The organism is Kribbella pratensis (genome assembly GCF_004366075.1).
In the GTDB taxonomy this organism is placed as follows: Bacteria; Actinomycetota; Actinomycetes; order Propionibacteriales; family Kribbellaceae; genus Kribbella; species Kribbella pratensis.
In genome coordinates this window covers 2,083,427-2,097,590 of sequence record NZ_SODU01000001.1, presented here as the reverse complement: position 1 = coordinate 2,097,590, position 14,164 = coordinate 2,083,427, and the positions used below count along the sequence as shown (strand labels likewise).

Sequence of the window (14,164 nt, the reverse complement as noted above, 5' to 3'; positions counted from 1 at the left end):
CAGAAGGGAAACACAGCAATGCGCTCATCCGTGAGCAAGGTCGTCGCGCTGGCAGCCGCCGGCGCGCTCGCCCTGGCAGCCTGCAGCTCGGACAAGTCGTCCAAGGGTGCGGCGAACGAGACGTCGGCGGACGGCAAGGTCGTCATCGACACGTTCACGCCGTCCGACCAGAGCACCAACATGGACACCAACGCGGTGACCAAGATCATCAGCGACAAGTTCAAGATCCAGTTCCGCTGGCAGACCACGACGTACGACGCCGGGCCGGCCAAGGAGAAGCGGCAGATCTCGCTGGCCAGCGGCGACTACCCGGACCTGTTCTTCCTGATCCCGTGGATCGACGCGTTCACCCAGGCGGAGGTGCTGAAGCTCGGCCAGCAGGGCATCGCCGTACCGCTCGAGGACCTGATCAAGGAGAACGCGCCGAACATCCAGAAGGCGCTGGACTCCAACAAGGAGTACAAGGAGATGTCGACCGCGCCCGACGGTCACATCTACGCGTTGCCGCAGTGGGCGGACTGCTTCCACTGCACATACCCGGACAAGCTGTGGATCAACAGCACCTGGCTGAAGAAGCTCGGTCTGCAGGTGCCGAAGACCACCGACGACCTGCGCAAGGTGCTCGAGGCGTTCAAGACCAAGGACCCGAACGGCAACGGCAAGGCCGACGAGATCCCGATGACGAGCGACCCGCAGGACAGCAGCCTGATCGCGTACCTGATGAACGCGTTCGCCTACGACCCGGTCGGCGCGAACAACGGCGTCCGGTCGCTGATCACGCTGAACGGCGACAAGGTCGTCACGCCGGTGACGTCGGACCAGTGGAAGGAAGGCCTGAAGTACATCCGCGGCCTCTACAAGGACGGTCTGATCGACCAGGCCGCGTTCACCCAGAACGCGCAGGCGCTGCAGGCCCAGGGCAACAACCCGAAGGCCGTCGTACTCGGCTCTGTGCCGGTGCTGTGGCCGGGCATCTTCGTCCAGCTGGACTCGAAGGACGGCCGGGACAAGCAGTACGACGCCGTACCGCCGCTGACCGGCCCTGAGGGCAAGAGCTACACCGGGTACAACCACCCGACGTCGACCGGCTACACGTTCATGCTGACCAACAAGGCCAGCAAGGAGGCCCAGGTCGCGGCGATCAAGATGCTCGACTGGATCTACAGCGACGAGGGCCAGATGATCACCAACATGGGCCCGGAGGGTGTCGGCTGGACCAAGCCCGGCCCTGGTGACATCGCGCTCGACGCCAGCACCAAGGCGCTGTACAAACCGAAGCAGGACGCGCCGAAGAACATCAGCTGGGGCGCGCTCGGTCAGTACAACAACACGCTGGCCTACCGGAACGCGCAGGTCGTGCCGAAGGACATCTACACCGGCGCCGGCCTGGAACGACGGCTGTGGGAAGCCACCAAGCTGTACGAGGGCCACGAGGACAAGGCGCAGTGGTTCCCGCAGACCTCGGTCTGGCCGGACCCGAGCCTGAGCGGTGAGCTCGCGACGCTGCAGACCAACCTGAACACCTACGTGAACCAGAACCAGCTGGCCTTCATCACCGGTTCGAAGAACATCGACACCGACTGGGACGCGTACGTGAAGGGACTCGAGAGCACCGGCATGCCGCGGTACCTGGAGATCAACCAGCAGGCCTACGACAAGTACAAGTCCGGAAGCAAGTAGTTGTCCCATCAACTGTGGTTCCACGCCCCTGCGTCGGACTGGTTCGAGGCGTTGCCGCTGGGCAACGGGCATCTCGGCGCGAAGGTGTACGGCCGGGTCGCCGACGAGCGGATCGCGCTCAACCTCGACGACGTCTGGTCCGGTGACGGTCCGCGCACGCTGACCGTCCCGGACGGGCCGGCGGTGCTGGCCGACGTACGCCGGTTGTTGCTGGAGGACGGTGATCAGCTGGCGGCCACCGAGCGGACCCGGGCGTTGCAGGGTCCGCTGGTGGAGTCGTACCAGCCGCTCGCCGATCTGGTGATCCGGTCGAGCGGTACGGCGACGCAGTACCGGCGCACGCTCGACCTGAGCACCGGCGTCGTGGGCGTGGACTACACGGTGGACGGCACCCGGTTCCGGCGCGAGACCTTCGTGTCCGCGCCGGACCAGGTGCTGGCGTGGACGATCACGGCCGACCAGCCGGGTGCGATCTCGCTGGATCTGAGCCTGGAGAGCCAGCATCCGATCGCGGTGGAAGTTGCTGATGGCACCTATGGTGTGGTCGGGCGGGCGCCGTCGGATCTGACGATCGAGTACCGGGAGAGCCCGGATCCGATCCGGTACGAGGACGGGCGCGGGATCGGGTTCGGTGTCGCGCTGCGCGCCTTCGCCGACGGAGGGCCGGTGACGGCAACGCACGACGGTATCGCGGTGCGTGGGGCGACGCGGGTGACCGTCGTACTGGCGGCGGCGAGTACGTTCGCCGGCTGGCAGGCGCCGCCGGGACGGGATCCCTTGACGGCTTTGGGTGCTGCGTCTGCGGTGCTGGATTCGGTTGCCGTGGACAAGCTTCGGGAGCGGCACGTCGAGGACCATGCGTCCTTGTACGACCGGGCGTCGCTGGAGCTCGGCGTTCCTGTCGAGCTGCCGACCGACGAGCGGATCAAGGCGGTCGCTGCCGGGGGCAACGATCCGGATCTGGTCGCGCTGGCGTTCAACCTCGGCCGGTACCTGTTGATCGCGTCCTCCCGCCCTGGGACGCAGGCGGCCAACCTGCAGGGCATCTGGAACCAGGACCGGCGGCCGATGTGGGCCAGTGACTGGACCAACAACATCAACACGCAGATGAACTACTGGCTCGCCGACCTGACCGGGTTGAGCGAGTGCTTCGACCCGTTGACCGACCTGATCGAAGGTCTGGCCTCGTCGGGTGCGGAGACCGCGAGGATCCTGTACGACGCACCCGGCTGGGTCTCGCACCACAACGCGGACATCTGGCGGGCGACCTGGCCCGTCGGCGACGGCGGGGACGATCCGGTGTGGTCGATGTGCGCGACCTGTGGGGTCTGGCTGACGGCGCATCTCATGGAGCACTACCGGTTCTCATTGGATGCGGACTTCCTGCGAGAGCGGGCGTACCCGGTGATCGCGGGTGCGGCGGAGTTCGTACTGGCGATGCTCGTCGACGATGGTCAGCATCTGCAGTTCATCCCGTCGACCGCGCCGGAGCATCATTTCGTGCTGCCGTCCGGTGCGAAGGCATCGGTCGACCTCACGTCGACGTACGACATCTGGCTGATCCGCGAGTTGTTCGCGAACCTGACCGAGGCGGAAGGTGTGCTGGGACTGCAGTCTTCGCTCGCCGCGCGGGCGACTGCGGCTCGGGATCGGTTGCCCGGGATCCGGGTGACACCGGACGGACGGCTGCACGAGTGGCCGACCGACTGGCAGGCATCGGAGGCACAGCATCGTCATCAGTCGCACCTCTACGGTCTGTATCCGGGCGCGGAAATCGACCCGGCACGTACGCCGGAATGGGCCGCGGCCGCTCGTGCTTCGTTGGAGTTGCGTACTGCGGGTGCGGTGAACGGCGGCTGGACTGCTGCGTGGCTGGTGGCGCTGTGGGCGCGGCTGTTCGAGCCCTCTCGCGCCGTAGCGGTGATCCACGACTACTTGAGTCGGCTGGTGTCGGACAACCTGCTGCACCGCGACGGCGACATCTTCCAGATCGACGCCAACTTCGGCCTGACCGGCTGCATCCCCGAGCTCCTCCTGCAGAGCCACACCGACGTCATCCGGCTGCTGCCCGCACTGCCGGCGGAGTGGCCCGACGGTTCGTTCCACGGCCTCCGCGCTCGCGGCGGCCTGTCGTTCGACGTCGCCTGGCGAGACGGGATCCTGACCGAGGCCGTCGTACGGGCGTCTGTCGCCGGGACGTATCGCATCGCGTTGCCGGACGGGGAACGGACCGTGGAGCTGAGAGCCGGCCAACAGCTGGACCTGGTTAGGGGTGCCTAACCAAACTTGTTGTAGTCTCAACGTCCGTGAAGAAACTGATCGGGATCGTTGCGTCGGCAGCCGTACTGGTGCTCGCCGGGTGCGGCGGCGGGGACACCAAGAGTGCGGACACCGGCGTCGGTGACAAGGAAGTGGCGACCGGCGGACGGTTGTTCAAGACCGCCGACGCGGAGACCGCCAAACTCGGCTCGGACGCAGCGCCGGGAGCGTTCCCGCGGACGGTGAAGCACGCGCTGGGCGAGACCAAGCTCGAGCAGAAGCCGACGCGGGTCGTGGTGCTGGACAGTGGCGAGTTGGACGACGTGCTGGCGCTGGGCATCACCCCGGTCGGGATGGCGACGACGGCGGGACAGAGCGGCGTACCGTCGTACCTCGCCGGCAAGGCGCAGGGGATCAAGACCGTCGGCGGGATCAGCGAGCTGAACCTCGAGGCGATCGCGGCGCTGAAGCCGGACCTGATCCTGGGCAGCAAATTGCGGGCCAAGGACCTGTACGACAAGCTCAGCGCGATCGCGCCGACGGTGTTCAGCATCCGGCCCGGGTTCCCGTGGAAGGAGAACTTCCTGCTGGTCGCGGACTCGGTCGGCGAGGAGGACAAGGCGACCGCGCTGCTGAACGACTACCAGAAGCGCGCCGACGAGGTGAAGTCGAAGGTGGAGGGTACGCCGACGATCTCGCTGGTCCGGTTCCGTCCCGGACAGATCCGGCTGTACGGCAACCTGTCGTTCATCGGCGTCATCCTGAAGGACATCGGCCTGCCGCGGCCGAAGATCCAGGACGTGCAGGACCTTGCCGTCGAGGTCTCCCAGGAGAACATCGGCCAGGCCGCCGGTGACTGGATCTTCTACTCCAGCTACGGCAAGCCCGACAGCACCGACGAGACGAAGGTTGTCAACGGCAACCTCTGGAAGTCACTGCCGGCTGTCAAGGCCGGCAAGTCGGCGCGCGTCGACGACGAGGTGTGGTTCCTCGGCCTCGGTCCGCTCGGCGCGATGGACGTCCTCACCGACCTGGAGAAGCTGCTCGGTCCGAAGGGCTAACAGGTGCTGTGGTGGGCGGGGAGCGCCAACAGCTGACAGGTGCTGCTGTGGGTTGAAGCGCTGACAGGTGCTTGTGCTGGTTGGTAAGTCCGGCTGAGCACCTGTCCGCGGGTGGAGCATGCTGCGGTGAGTGTGAGTGCTGACAGGTGCCGTGGTGTGTGGGGAGCGCGAACAGCTGCCAGGTGCTGTGACGGCCTGCCACGCGGCGCGATGGACGTTCTGAGCTGCCCGGAGGAGTTGTCCGGGCTCGATGGCTAGTTCGTCACCTGGTAGTGCAGGTGGACGAAACCGCTGGCGAAGCGGCGCTCGGCTGCGAGTTCCAGACGGGCGGTGAGACCGTCCGGGAGGGCTCGCGTGCCGCCGCCGACGACGACCGGGACGAGGAAGAGGTGGATCTCGTCGACCAGGCCGGCCAGGAGTGCCTGGCCGCCGAGGTTCGCGCCGCCGATCGAGATGGCGGTCGGCGAGGATTGTTTGAGTTGGGCCACGCCGTCAGGGGTGAACTCGCGTTCCAGGCGGGTGCGGGCGGTGGTGACCGCCGGCAGGCTGCGCGAGTAGACGATCTTGTCGGCGGCTCGCCAGATCTCGGCGTACTCCCGGCTCACCGGTGCCGGGTCGTCGGCGGTCTCCCAGTACGACATCGTGGCGTACATCCGGCCGCCGTACAGGTAGGTGCCGATCGGACGCTCGAGGTTGTTGATGTAGGCGTGGACCTCCTCGTCCGGGGCGGCCCAGTCGAAGGAGCCGTCGGCGTCGGCGATGTACCCGTCGAGCGAGGCGATGGCTGAGTAGACGAGTGGTGCCATGGAGCTCATCCTTCCGTGACCGGCAGCAGGTTGCGTTCGGCGAAGACCTTCTTGGCGACCGTGATCGCGTTGATCGCGCGCGGGAAGCCGACGTACCCGGCGGTGTGGATGAAGGTCTCGACGATCTCGGCCGGGGTGAGACCGACGTTGAGCGAGGTCTTGATGTGCACCTCGAGTTCGGGTTCGCAGCCGCCGAGTGCGGCCAGGATCCCGAGGGTGACGAGCTGGCGTTGCTGGGGAACCAGCGCCGGCCGGGAGTAGAGGTCGCCGAAGCCGAACGCCACGATGTGATGCGCGAGCGCCGGGGCAATGTCTCCGAGGCTGTCCATCACCGCAGGCGCGCCACCACCGTCGATACCGCTCAGAACCTCCAGCCCACGCTGGTATCGCGCCTGCTCTTCCGCACTGCCGATGTCAGGAGCCGTCATGTGTCGACGGTAACCGGCGATCAGTCCTCGACGCGGCCGCGGTCGGTGACATGGATGTGCGGGGCGCGTTGGGCGATGGCGGTTACCAGGTCGTCGTACGGGAGGGAGCGGGCGAGAATCTCCTGGGTGCCGGGCCACGGGCAGGAAGGGCCCCAGGCCTTGGTGCTGCGGGGGAGTGCGTCCTCGTCGATGAGCATGACGACCAGTCGCGGCTCCCATGTCTCCTCACTCTCCTGGCGTTCGAGCCGGCAGACGCCGCGGACCTCGTCCCACGGGATCGTGCGCGGCTGCTCACCACCGAGGTAGATGCCGGTGTCGTCCACAGTCAGCAGTACGTCGTCGGCGTCCTCTTCGCGACGCTCCTCCAGCGCGGTGATCGCACCGACCATGAGCAGGATCGGCAGCCCGACCGCGAAGATCAGCGGCGTACCGCCCCAACCCAGCCACACCGCCTCGAGCGGTTCCCGGATGGACGCGCCACGGATCGCCTGCACCACGACGATCGCGAGCGTCAGCGCCACCATCAGGCCGAACACCGCGGTGCCGAGGGCGAGCGCGGTCCTCGTCGTACCGAGCCCGTGGCGCTTGACGACGAACGGCTCGGTGTCTTGCGCTGACGGCATACGGGCATTGTGCGGTGCGGTCGCCCCAAGGCACCAGGGCTGTCATGGATTCCTCATCATTCCGGTGCCGGGCGATCGTCCCAACGGATGAAATCGCCGTACCTGACGGTGTACCGACTTTGGTCCGGCCCTGGCGTCCGCAACAATCGCTGCATGCCGGACCGCCAGACAGCAGTCACGACTCGCAAACCGCCGCCGCGCACCAGCGCGCGGCGGAGGAAGATGGATGGCATGTGGCGGCGCGGCCGGGTGATCGCAGTGCTGGCGGTCCTGTCGGCGCTGCCGCTGGTGTTCCACCGCCACGTGCCGAACTCGATCGGCAATCTGGGCAGTCTGCTCGACACCTTCCTGCCCTGGGTCGGCCTCGCCGTACCGGTCCTCGGTGTCGCCGCTCTGGTACGGCGGTCCGCGACGGCCGGTGTCGCGCTGCTGGTCCCCGCGCTCGTGTGGGGCCTGATGTTCGGCGACCTGCTCGTCCCGGGCAAGGGCGGCGGGGGAGCTTACGACCTGCGCGTGCTGACGCACAACGTCGACGCCGCCAACCCGGACCCGGAGAAGACCGCGCAGGACCTGATCGCGGCCGACGCCGACGTGATGGCGCTCGAGGAGATCACCTCGTCCGACCTGAAGGTCTACAAGGCCGCGTTCGCCAAGCTGTACCCGTACCAGGTGTCCCGCGACACCGTCGCCCTCTGGTCGAAGTACCCGGTCGTCGAGACGAACTCCGTCGACGTCGGCTTCAAGTGGACCCGGGCGCTCCGCGCTGAGGTCAGCACGCCGGAGGGCAAGGTCGCCGTGTACGTCGCGCACCTGGCCTCGGTCCGCGTCGGCACCAGCGGCTTCACGTCGGACCAGCGCAACGACACGATCAAGGCGCTCGGCCGGCAGATCGCCGACGAGAAGCTCGCGGGCGTGGTCGTGATGGGCGACTTCAACGGTACGGCGAACGATCGCAGTCTCGCCCCGCTGACGGCCGGCCTCCGCTCGGCGCAGGGCGCGGCCGGCACCGGCTTCGGGTTCACCTGGCCGGCGAAGTTCCCGATGGCGCGGATCGACCACATCCTGGTCCGCGGTGTCACGCCGACCAAGGCCTGGGTGATGAGCTCGACCGGCAGCGACCACCGACCGGTCGTCGCCGAGCTACGGATCTGACGCGATCCCTTTGCGATAGGCGTACCGCACAGCCTCGGCGCGGTGCCGGGCGCCGATCTTCGCGAACGTGTTGTTGATGTGCGTCTTCACGGTCGCCTCGCTGATGAACAGCTTCCCGGCGATCTCCGGGTTGCTCAGGCCCTGCGCGATCAACCGCAGTACCTCGGTCTCCCTGGCGGTCAGCCCGTCGGTCGCCTGGTCTGTTGGTGTGAGCCCGGCGATCAAACGCTTCGAGACCTCGGGGTCGAACGTGGAGTGGCCGGCGGCGGTCGACCGGAGCGCGGCGCCGATCTCGGCGCGGCCGGCATCCTTGGTGAGGTAGCCGCGCGCCCCGGCGCGAAGCGCGTTCGCGATCGAGGCGTCGTCGGCGTACGTGGTCAGCACGAGTACGGCGACGTCCGGGAAGTCGGCCGTGATCCGTGCGGTCGCCTGCGTCCCGTCCAGCACCGGCATCCGCAGATCCATCAGCACCACGTCCACGTTGCCCCGGGCAACCAGGTCGACGGCTTCGACACCGTTCGCGGCGGCGCCGGCCACCTCGACGCCGTCGATCAGCCCGAGCAAGGCGACCAGTCCTTCGCGCACGACCTGCTGGTCGTCCGCCACGACCACTCGGATTGCGTCAGTCAATCTCAGCCACCACCAACCAGTCGTCGCCGTCCGCACCTGCGGTCAAGGTCCCACCCACCAGAGCCAGCCGCTCTCGCATCCCGGCGAGCCCGTACCCCTCACCAGTCGTCACACCCTTGTTCCGAACGGACAGCCGTACGCCGTCGAGCCGCATCTCCACTGTCTGACCAGGTGCATGTTTGGCCGCATTGGTCAGCGCCTCACGAGCAGCACCGAGCAGTGCGACCGTGACAGCGGAGTCCAGCTTCCTCGGACCACCAGTGACAGTGAGCCGTACGGCGGTTCCGTGGTCCTTCTCGTGCTGCTCCGCGAGTGCAGCGAGGGCTTGAGGAAGCTCTGGCACCTCATCTGCTCGCAGTGCAGCTACAGCGTTGCGCGCCTCCGTCAGCCCTTGTACGGCGAGCCGGCGCGAACGACGTACCCGCTCCAATGCACCGGCTGTGTCACCACGCTCATCCAGCAGCGCCTCGGCTACCTCGAGCTGAACGCTCAGTGCGCCCAGCGAGTGCGCCAGTACGTCGTGCAGGTCCCTAGCGATCCGCCCGCGCTCCTCCAGCGCGGCTGCGCGGGCCTGCTCGCTCTGCGCCAGCCGGGTCTGCTCCAGCAACTGCTCGGTCTGCCGCGCCTGCACCTCGTACTGGCGCCGGTTCAGCCCGAAGGCGGTCAGTGCCGCGGTCCAGAGCAGCTGGGAGAAGTACCAGGTGTCAGGCTGCTCGAACCACCACGCCGACCCGGCGTACGCCGCCGCGACACCGATGCCGACAGCAACGATCGGCCGGTTGCCGCGGCGTCCGAAGTCGATCACGGCGACGTCGGTGATCGCGACCAGCACCAGGACCAGGGCGTTCGACTGCGGGTAGCCCGCGATGAGCGCGTTGCTGACCGCGACGGTGGCTAGCAGTGCTAGCGAGACGTACGGGCGAGCCGTCATCAGCACCGAGCCGACCACGAAGAGGACGAAGGTCACACCGAGCACGACCCAGACCCACGCCGCTGCGGGGCGCGCGGTGGCCAGAACGGCGACTGCGACACCCGTGGTGAGCACTCGGCCGACCCAGCCGCTCTCGCCGTGCGGACGGGGCGGCAGCAGCGCCTTCAGCTTCACTGGTTGGTGTACTCCTCGGCCATCTGGCTCGCCTTGCTCTGGATGATCAGCGACTGGGTCAACAGGTTCGCACCCATCGAGACCATCAGCGCGCCGCCGCCGGCGACCGTGGCGCCGAGCAGGTGGCCGAGTCCCGCGAGCCCGAGCCGGACGACCAGGTAGGCCACCATGATGCCGAGTCCGGGCATCCCGAGCCGGAAGAACACCTTCCCGGCGCGCCGCTCGACCTGCGCGACCCGGCCCGAGCCGACCCCGGCCACGAGTGCGACCGCGGTGCCGACGACGAGCAGTACGACGTCCACGACGCCGAGGCCGGTGTGCCCGTCGTACAGCTGGTAGACCCCGACCCCCATCAGCACGACCGGGCCGCGCCAGACGTCGGTGTCGGAGTTCTCCAGCTCGGACCAGGACAGCCGGCGGGCGAGCACCGCCACCACGACGGCGATCACGACGAGTGCGTTGGGCAATGTTCCGAAGCTCATGTCACGGACGGTAGGTCTGCCCGGTCTTACCAGAGGACCGACCAGGGGTGGAGATCCGGGTGGAGACCGGTCGTCCGCCGGGTCGCCACCCGCTTGGTTGAAAGTAGGAGTAACGTTCCTGACCGGTAACAACACGATCTGTCATACGGCGGTCCGGAGGCCCGATGCTTGCCCAACAATCCATCCTCAGACTGGATGCCACGGCGATCGACTACATCATCATCGCCCTGTACTTCGTCTTCGTGCTCGGCATCGGGTACCTGGCCCGACGCGCGGTGTCGAGCAGCCTGGACTTCTTCCTGTCCGGCCGGTCGCTGCCGGCCTGGGTCACCGGCCTGGCGTTCATCTCGGCCAACCTGGGCGCGATCGAGATCATGGGCATGTCGGCGAACGGCGCGCAGTACGGCATGCCGACCGTGCACTACTTCTGGATCGGCGCGATCCCGGCGATGCTGTTCCTCGGCGTCGTGATGATGCCGTTCTACTACGGCTCGAAGGTCCGCAGCGTGCCGGAGTTCATGCTGCGCCGGTTCGGGAAGCCCGCGCACCTGGTGAACGCGATCAGCTTCGCCCTGGCACAGGTGCTGATCGCGGGCGTGAACCTGTTCCTGCTGGCGACCATCGTGAACGTGCTGCTCGGCTGGCCGATCTGGGTGTCGGTGATCGTCGCCGCCCTGATCGTGCTCAGCTACATCACGCTCGGCGGGCTGTCGGCCGCGATCTACAACGAGGTGCTGCAGTTCTTCGTGATCGTCGCCGCGCTGCTGCCGCTGACCCTGGTCGGCCTGCACAAGGTCGGCGGCTGGCAGGGCCTGGTCGACAAGGTGACCGCGTCGCCGGGTGGCTCGGAGCAGATGTCGGCCTGGCCGGGCAACGCGCTGAGCGGGTTCGGCAACAGCTTCCTGTCGGTGATCGGCATCGTGTTCGGCCTCGGCTTCGTGCTCTCGTTCGGCTACTGGACGACGAACTTCGTCGAGGTGCAGCGGGCGATGGCGTCGAGGAACATGTCGGCGGCCCGGCGGACGCCGATCATCGGGTCGTTCCCGAAGATGTTCGTGCCGTTCATCGTGATCATCCCCGGCATCATCGCCGCGGTCGTCGTGCCGGAGCTCGCCCAGTTCAAGGCCACCGGCAGCGGTGAGGTCGACTACAACGACGCGCTCCTGCTGCTGATGCGCGACCTGCTGCCGAACGGCATGCTCGGCCTGGCGATCACCGGTCTGCTGGCGTCGTTCATGGCCGGTATGGCGGCCAACCTGAGCTCGTTCAACACCGTGATGTCGTACGACATCATCGAGCGCTACCTGATCAAGGACCGGCCGGACGACTTCTACCTGCGGACCGGCCGCTGGGTGACCGTGGCGGGCACACTGATCGCGATCGGCACGGCCGCGATCGCGTCCGGCTACAGCAACCTGATGGACTACCTGCAGCAGCTGTTCTCGTTCTTCAACGCGCCGCTGTTCGCCACGTTCATCCTCGGTATGTTCTGGAAGCGGATGACCGCGGCGGCCGGCTGGATCGGCCTGGTCAGCGGTACGGCGACGGCGATCCTGGTCTTCGTCCTGTCCGAGAACGGCGTCATCAACCTGCCGGGTCAGGGCGCCAGCTTCGTCGGTGCCGGCGCGGCCTTCGTGGTCGACATCCTGATCAGCGTGCTGGTCAGCACGATGACCAGGCCGAAGGAGGAGTCCGAGCTGGTCGGCCTGGTGTACTCGCTGACACCGAAGGAGCAGCGCACCGAGGTCGTGCTCCGCGGTGACCACGGCTGGTACCGCAGGCCGGTCCTGCTGGCCGGCATCTCGCTGGCGATGACCATCGTCCTGAACATCGTCTTCGGCTGAGCTTCGGGGAAGGGAGCACTGTGATGGCAGAGAAGAAGAAGGCCGGCGCCTTCGACATCCGGATCGTGATCGCGACCCTGGTCGGGATCTACGGCGTGGTGCTGACGATCCTCGGCATCGTCGAGAAGCAGGCCGAGATCGACAAGGCCGCCGGGATCAACATCAACCTCTGGGGCGGCCTCGGGATGCTGGTGTTCACCGCCCTGTTCGTGCTGTGGGCCCGGTTGCGGCCGATCGCCGTACCGGTCGACGCGAAACCGGCCGACGAGTAGCGATGTCCGTTTGACGAACATCGGCGTCCGGTCGGGTCCTCCCGTCCGGGCGCCGGCGTTCGTAGTCTCGAAGTACCCGATCAGGAGGAACTTCGAGATGACGATCACCTCAAGCGGCGCGGGCCTCTCGACACTGGCCCAGCAGTACGCCGACGACGGCTTCGTGCTGGTGAAAGGCCTGCTCAGCAAGGAAGAAGCGGCCTACTACCGGCAGCGCAGCCATGACCTGCTGGCGCAGCTGAACCGCCATGACGACCCCACCTGGAAGTCCGCGATGGGCCTCGCCGACGGCGCGACCCGGCTGCAGCACCTGCACGACGCGCAGTTCTACGACGCGGAGTTCGCGAAGCTGCTGGTGGACCCGCGCTTCACCGACGTGGCCGCCGCGGTGATGGGCGTGGACAACGTGCAGCTGCACCACACCAAGCTGTTCGTGAAGCCGCCGGAGAACGGCTCGCCGTTCCCGCTGCACCAGGACTACCCGTTCTTCCCGCACACGTACCACCGGGTCGGGGCGGCGATCTTCCACTTCGACGACGCACCCGTCGAGAAGGGCTGTGTGCGGGTCATCCCGGGCAGTCACAAGGAAGGCCCGCGGGAGCACAACCCGGAGGGCTCGTTCCACCTCACCGAGCCGGCGTTCGAGGTCGCGACGCCGCAGCCGACCGAGGCGGGCGACGTACTGTTCTTCACCTACCTGACCGTGCACGGGTCCGGTGTGAACACGAGTGACGAGGCGCGGACCACCTGGCTGATCCAGTACCGCGACCCGGCGGACCCGCCGACGGTCAAGACGCACGACCACTCGCTCGGTCAGGGCATGATGCTGCGAGGAGTCGACCCGACCGGCAGGAGCGCTGTTTGAGCCTGGACTCCGTCGCCACGGCGGATCGTTTCGTCGACCTCGCGGGACTGCTGGAGTCCTGCGAGGTCGACGGCTTCCGCGCGGCCTTCCTCAGCTGGGGTCACTACCGGCCGGAGTACTGGCGCAACTACTGGCACAGCCACTCGTTCCACGAGGTCTGCCTGGCATACTCCGGCGAGGGCCGCTTCAACTCCGGCTCCGTGCAGTACGACGTGACACCCGGCTCTGTGTTCCTCGCCCGCCCGGGTGACATCCACGAGATCGAGTCCAGCCGCACCGCACCTTTGGGAATCGCGTTCTGGGGCTTCACCTTCCGCCCCGCCGGCGTGCCTGGGGCGGCCGGCGCCTCCGGCCCGTCCGATGCGTCTGGGTGGTGGTCCGGCCTAACCCGATCGGACGGTCCGGTGATGTCGAGCCGGGCCGGCTCTCTCCCGGCACTCATCACCGCACTCGCCGCGGAGGCGGCGGCGCCGGTGGCCGGCTATTCCACTGCGCTCTCCGCGCTGGGCGCGACTCTGGTGATGGAGACGGCTCGTGCCTTCGCCCTGGACGACGACCTGGCCGTAGAACCCGTCCGTCGCGACCGGGGTCCGTTGGTCGTCGAGGCGATGCAGCGCCACCTGCGAGACAACCTGTCCCGCCCCATCACCGTTCGCGACGTCGCAGCCGCCGCTCACCTCTCCGAGCGCCACGCCGAACGCCTCTTCACCCAGCAGACCGGTGCCTCGATCATGTCGACCCTGCGCCGCCTGCGCCTCGAGTTGGCCGCCCAGCTCCTCCTGGACCACACCCTGTCCGTCACCGAGATAGCGAAAGCCTGCGGCTACTCCGACGTACGTCCGTTCTCCACGGCCTTCAAACGCAAGTACGGGCGGACTCCGGGAGACCACCGCCGCGCGGGCGGAACCGAGTTCATGTAACCGGCTGCGGTCACAGAACGTAGTCAAACGACGTCTG

Annotated in this window: 14 protein-coding genes; 8 read left to right on the top strand and 6 right to left on the bottom strand. The window is 67.5% G+C overall.

What is annotated here, in order from left to right; all coding sequences use genetic code 11:
- Positions 1-18 precede the first annotated feature (18 nt).
- From EV137_RS09915 to EV137_RS09905, 3 genes are read left to right on the top strand one after another with little or no spacing between them, the layout of a single operon-like run.
- Entirely contained in the window at positions 19-1,680 is a 1,662-nt protein-coding gene (locus EV137_RS09915) for a type 2 periplasmic-binding domain-containing protein (protein WP_134000321.1), read from the top strand.
- Positions 1,681-3,960, top strand: coding sequence for a glycoside hydrolase family 95 protein (locus tag EV137_RS09910; RefSeq protein ID WP_134128004.1), 2,280 nt, complete (start codon positions 1,681-1,683; stop codon positions 3,958-3,960). It begins immediately after the preceding gene.
- A 26-nt stretch (positions 3,961-3,986) separates the two neighbouring features.
- Positions 3,987-5,000, top strand: a complete 1,014-nt coding sequence (locus tag EV137_RS09905) for an ABC transporter substrate-binding protein (protein WP_134128002.1) — start codon at positions 3,987-3,989, stop codon at positions 4,998-5,000.
- 254 nt (positions 5,001-5,254) lie between these two features.
- On the opposite strand, the gene EV137_RS09900 is transcribed toward EV137_RS09905, so the two are convergent.
- Genes EV137_RS09900 through EV137_RS09890 form a run of 3 tightly spaced genes read right to left on the bottom strand, consistent with a single transcriptional unit; the run spans position 5,255 to position 6,857 of the window.
- Positions 5,255-5,806: a dihydrofolate reductase family protein gene (locus tag EV137_RS09900; RefSeq protein ID WP_134128000.1), complete on the bottom strand. Its 552-nt coding sequence runs from the start codon at positions 5,804-5,806 to the stop codon at positions 5,255-5,257.
- Between the two features lie 5 nt (positions 5,807-5,811).
- Positions 5,812-6,234: a carboxymuconolactone decarboxylase family protein gene (locus EV137_RS09895; RefSeq protein WP_134127998.1), complete on the bottom strand. Its 423-nt coding sequence runs from the start codon at positions 6,232-6,234 to the stop codon at positions 5,812-5,814.
- 20 nt (positions 6,235-6,254) lie between these two features.
- Positions 6,255-6,857, bottom strand: coding sequence for a hypothetical protein (locus EV137_RS09890; protein ID WP_134127996.1), 603 nt, complete (start codon positions 6,855-6,857; stop codon positions 6,255-6,257).
- A gap of 222 nt (positions 6,858-7,079) precedes the next feature.
- Between EV137_RS09890 and EV137_RS09885 the strand changes: the two genes are divergently transcribed.
- On the top strand, positions 7,080-8,009 hold the full coding sequence (locus EV137_RS09885; RefSeq protein WP_370342800.1) for an endonuclease/exonuclease/phosphatase family protein: 930 nt from the start codon (positions 7,080-7,082) through the stop codon (positions 8,007-8,009).
- On the opposite strand, the gene EV137_RS09880 is transcribed toward EV137_RS09885, so the two are convergent.
- From EV137_RS09880 to EV137_RS09870, 3 genes are read right to left on the bottom strand one after another with little or no spacing between them, the layout of a single operon-like run.
- The gene (locus tag EV137_RS09880; protein WP_134127995.1) at positions 7,998-8,639 is read right to left on the bottom strand and encodes a response regulator; all 642 of its coding nucleotides are present in this window, start codon (positions 8,637-8,639) and stop codon (positions 7,998-8,000) included. The two genes, EV137_RS09885 and EV137_RS09880, sit on opposite strands and share 12 nt — an antisense overlap.
- Positions 8,632-9,744: a sensor histidine kinase gene (locus EV137_RS09875; protein WP_134127993.1), complete on the bottom strand. Its 1,113-nt coding sequence runs from the start codon at positions 9,742-9,744 to the stop codon at positions 8,632-8,634. Before EV137_RS09875 ends, EV137_RS09880 begins: the two co-directional genes overlap by 8 nt.
- Positions 9,741-10,226 (bottom strand): hypothetical protein, encoded by a 486-nt coding sequence (locus EV137_RS09870; RefSeq protein ID WP_134000300.1) that lies wholly within the window; start codon positions 10,224-10,226, stop codon positions 9,741-9,743. The genes EV137_RS09875 and EV137_RS09870 overlap by 4 nt, the downstream gene beginning before the upstream one ends.
- A gap of 164 nt (positions 10,227-10,390) precedes the next feature.
- On the opposite strand from EV137_RS09870, the gene EV137_RS09865 reads away from it, so the two are divergent.
- From EV137_RS09865 to EV137_RS09850, 4 genes are all read left to right on the top strand, one after another.
- Complete coding sequence (locus EV137_RS09865; RefSeq protein WP_134000297.1) at positions 10,391-12,070, top strand: sodium:solute symporter family protein; 1,680 nt, start codon at positions 10,391-10,393, stop codon at positions 12,068-12,070.
- A 23-nt stretch (positions 12,071-12,093) separates the two neighbouring features.
- Complete coding sequence (locus tag EV137_RS09860) at positions 12,094-12,342, top strand: hypothetical protein (RefSeq protein WP_134000294.1); 249 nt, start codon at positions 12,094-12,096, stop codon at positions 12,340-12,342.
- Positions 12,343-12,439: 97 nt separating this feature from the next.
- Complete coding sequence (locus tag EV137_RS09855) at positions 12,440-13,207, top strand: phytanoyl-CoA dioxygenase family protein (protein ID WP_134127991.1); 768 nt, start codon at positions 12,440-12,442, stop codon at positions 13,205-13,207.
- Positions 13,204-14,127, top strand: a complete 924-nt coding sequence (locus EV137_RS09850) for a helix-turn-helix domain-containing protein (protein ID WP_134127989.1) — start codon at positions 13,204-13,206, stop codon at positions 14,125-14,127. The genes EV137_RS09855 and EV137_RS09850 overlap by 4 nt, the downstream gene beginning before the upstream one ends.
- Positions 14,128-14,164: the final 37 nt, after the last annotated feature.